At 63.4% G+C, this 3,213-nt stretch carries 5 protein-coding genes and 1 pseudogene; 1 reads left to right on the top strand and 5 read right to left on the bottom strand.

Features of this window, described 5'->3' with window-relative positions:
* Positions 1–84: 84 nt before the first annotated feature.
* The 4 genes and pseudogenes from ELR45_RS10135 to ELR45_RS10120 all read right to left on the bottom strand — a co-directional run bounded on the left by ELR45_RS10135 (position 85) and on the right by ELR45_RS10120 (position 1,908).
* Entirely contained in the window at positions 85–423 is a 339-nt protein-coding gene (locus ELR45_RS10135; RefSeq protein WP_129665598.1) for a YciI family protein, read from the bottom strand.
* 4 nt (positions 424–427) lie between these two features.
* Positions 428–913 (bottom strand): VOC family protein, encoded by a 486-nt coding sequence (locus ELR45_RS10130; protein ID WP_129665596.1) that lies wholly within the window; start codon positions 911–913, stop codon positions 428–430.
* Between the two features lie 238 nt (positions 914–1,151).
* Positions 1,152–1,523 (bottom strand): annotated as a pseudogene (locus ELR45_RS10125) (DUF2961 domain-containing protein); the annotation flags it as partial.
* Positions 1,524–1,530: 7 nt separating this feature from the next.
* Positions 1,531–1,908 (bottom strand): MerR family transcriptional regulator, encoded by a 378-nt coding sequence (locus tag ELR45_RS10120; protein WP_129665594.1) that lies wholly within the window; start codon positions 1,906–1,908, stop codon positions 1,531–1,533.
* A gap of 75 nt (positions 1,909–1,983) precedes the next feature.
* Here ELR45_RS10120 and ELR45_RS10115 point away from each other — a divergent pair, with 75 nt between their 5' ends.
* Positions 1,984–2,850, top strand: a complete 867-nt coding sequence (locus ELR45_RS10115) for a polysaccharide deacetylase family protein (protein ID WP_129665866.1) — start codon at positions 1,984–1,986, stop codon at positions 2,848–2,850.
* 83 nt (positions 2,851–2,933) lie between these two features.
* On the opposite strand, the gene cynS is transcribed toward ELR45_RS10115, so the two are convergent.
* On the bottom strand, positions 2,934–3,213 hold a 280-nt coding region (gene cynS, locus ELR45_RS40710; protein ID WP_240759438.1), incomplete at its 5' end, for a cyanase.

The raw sequence follows: 3,213 nt of genomic DNA, 5'->3' as shown, positions 1-3,213 counted from the left end.
GCATCAGTGACGCAGCCAGCTTTCCCGCGTGCTCCCGGACCACGCGGGAAAGCTCAGTGTGCGGAACGTCCGTCACCGGCCCGTTCACTCCACCGGTCGGATCTCGACGACGGGGCAGCCGGGCCAGGCCTTGGCCACGCGTAGAGCCTCATCGAGATCGGCGACGTCGATCTCGGTATATCCGCTGACCACTTCCTTGCCCTCCACGAACGGCCCGTCGACGACGACCGGCTCGCCGCCCTCCAGCCGGACCGTGGTCGCGGTCTGTGGCCCCTGGAGTTTCTGACCACCCCGAATCTTGTCGGAATGGGCAGCGAACCACTCGTCGACCCGCTGGTATGCGCGCTCGCGCTCGCTCTGGCTCATGGCGTCCAGATCGTTCATGAACTGCTCGGTCTCCACGAATAACAGCACGTATTTCATTGGATCAAGCCCCCTCACTCTGCATCTCGGCCATCCGACGCGTCATCTCATCCGGCGTCACGTCCTCCACATGCGACGCCACGGTCCACGTGTGGCCGAACGGGTCGAGAATGTGGCCGTCCCGGTCACCATAGAACTGGTCCTGCGGCGCCCGCTTCAGTGTCGCGCCGAGCTCTACGGCGCGCGCAACCACGGCGTCGACATCCTCAACATAGATGAACTGAAACGACGGGGAGCCGGCGAGGCCGTCGGGCGGCGGCGCCTGGGTGCCCATCATGGGAGATTCATCCTCCACAATGATGACCGAGTCCCCGATCTGGATCTCGGCGTGTGCGATAGTCCCGTCTGGACCGGGGAAGCGCATCCGTTCGGTCGCTCCGAATACGTCGGCGTAGAACTCAAGTGCCTTGGCGGCGCCGCGCACCACTAGACACGGGGTGACCCTCCGGTACGTGTCCGGGATCGGGCTGGGTTTGGCTGTCGATGTCATCGAGGCTCCTCCTAGGTCAGGTCCGCGCCGGACGCTCCGACGTCAGCCTGCCGGTTACCACCGTGGTCACCGGCCTTCTACTACGAAGACGATCGGCAGACTGGCGCACACGACAATCCACACCAAGGATCCCCACCTTCTTCGAACCCGGTTGTCGAGCGACGCCGTTATCGTGGTTGTCGGGAGATCTGATCGATGTGGTAGCCGGAGTCCGGCTCGAGGGAGCGGCTCGTGATCGTTAATCCACCTCCATGGTGAGTAAGCCGGGCGCGGGCGGCCGGGCCGGAAGGGCCGGAGAGTCGAGGTAGAACAACGCGGTGGACGCGATGTCGTCGCTGGTAGGCCGGTAGCGGTGCCGGAGTCCGTTGTGATGGCCCGGGCCGATGCCGAGGCTTTGGATGGTGACTCGGAGGTCTTCGGTGAACCGGATCGGGTCCGGGATGTGCCAGCGATACATGCCGAATCGCTGCTGGCTGCTGTAGAGGCCGTCCGGCTTGAGGATCTGGTTGAGACCCAGGTACGGCGTGGTGAAGCTGGTGTAGCCCTGTCCCTGGACGTCGAAGTTCCACGCTCCGCCGAAGTAGTCCTCGGTGCCGGTGCCGCAGAGACTCCATGCATCACATTGGTGCGGAACGCTGACGTCCTGACGCGGTGTCGATCACATCGTCAAGGACCTCGCGAGAATTGGTCAGCTCGGCGATCATTCGGTCAATGCGGTTGCGTTCGGCGGTCAGGTCGGCGACGAGCCGAGGGGTGGCTATCTCGGAGGGGCCACCATCCGAGTCCCGCATGCACGGGAGGATCTGCGCGATCTTCTTACTGTGCAAGCCCGCGGCGAACAGCTCCTGGATGCGAATCACCCGGTCGACCGCGTGGTCGGGAAACTCTCGCTGGCCGCCGGGCGTACGGTCCGCACTGAGCAACCCCTGTTGCTCGTAGTAGCGCAGCGACCGTTGGCTCACTCCGGTACGGCGTGACAACTCACCGATCCGCATCTCAACCTCCGGATGTACTCGGGATTTGAACTTGACACGGATGTCAGCTTCTACCGTATCGGCATGACGAACACGATGGACAACGAACTCTTCGACTACAGTCCGATCACCGAGCGTCCCACCATCACCTGGCCCAACGGCGCCAGTGTCGCTGTCTACATCGGCCTCAACGTCGAGCACTTCCTGCTTGATCGCCCATCCACAAGCATCTGGCCCGGTACCGCGGAGCTCGTCCCCGACGCGCTCAACTACGGCTGGCGCGACTACGGGCCCCGGGTTGGTATTTGGCGCATGATGGAGAGTCTGGACCGGCACGGCTTCCGTGCAAGCGTGTTATTGAACTCAGCCGTTGCTGAGCACTACCCCCAGATCATCAAAGCCGGCCTGAGCCGGAACTGGGCGTGGCTCGCGCACGGGCAGACCAACTCCATCCTTCAGACCGACATGACCCGCGGTGAGGAACTCCGCTTCCTCACCGATGTCATCGACACCATCGCTACCGCGACCGGGCACCGGCCACATGGGTGGATGGGTCCTGGTCTGACCGAGACGTTCAACACCCCGGCCCTGCTCGCCGAGCTCGGGCTGAACTACCTGCTGGACTGGACGAACGACGACCAGCCCTACCGGTTGAACGTGCCCGGCATGATCAGCGTCCCGTACTCGGTCGAACTCAACGACCTGATGCTCTTTGGCAGGGGCGCCACCGGGCCGGAGTTCTTACAGGTCGTCAAGGACCAATACGAGACGCTACACGCCGACTCCGCGCCAGGCGGCCGGGTCATGGCGTTGGCCCTGCACCCGTTCGTGACCGGCCAAGCCTTCCGGGCCAAGTACTTCGACCAGGCGCTGGAGTACCTCGCGGCGCAACCCGACATCTGGTTGACCACGAGCGACGAGATAGCTGAGCACTACCGGCTGACGGTCGGTCAGGACGTGTAGCCCTTGGTGCCAGCGGACCACCGCTGGATCAGGTCCTTAAGGAATCGGTCGTACATGGTCCTGTCCGGCGTGGAGAATCGAGGTCACCATTTGTAGTCGAGGAATTTGCCGTCGAAAGTAACGACGACGCGGTCACCTTCGGGATCCGGGCGACGCGAGAGGTCGATGCGGAAGTTGATGGCGCTCATGATTCCATCACCGAACTCTTCGTGGATGAGCTCTTTGAGAGCGGGTCCGTATACGGACAATGCCTCGACGAACCGGTAGATCGTGGGGTCGGACATAAGTGCGGGGTCAGTGCCGCGGGACGGCTGGAGCTGCAAGCTCTCGGCGACCTGCTCGTCCAGCTCGAGGAACTCACAA

This window comes from Phytoactinopolyspora endophytica (genome assembly GCF_004138495.1).
GTDB lineage: Bacteria > Actinomycetota > Actinomycetes > Jiangellales > Jiangellaceae > Phytoactinopolyspora > Phytoactinopolyspora endophytica.
Note: the sequence above shows the minus strand (reverse complement) of the source record. Positions and strands in the feature narration are given on the sequence as shown.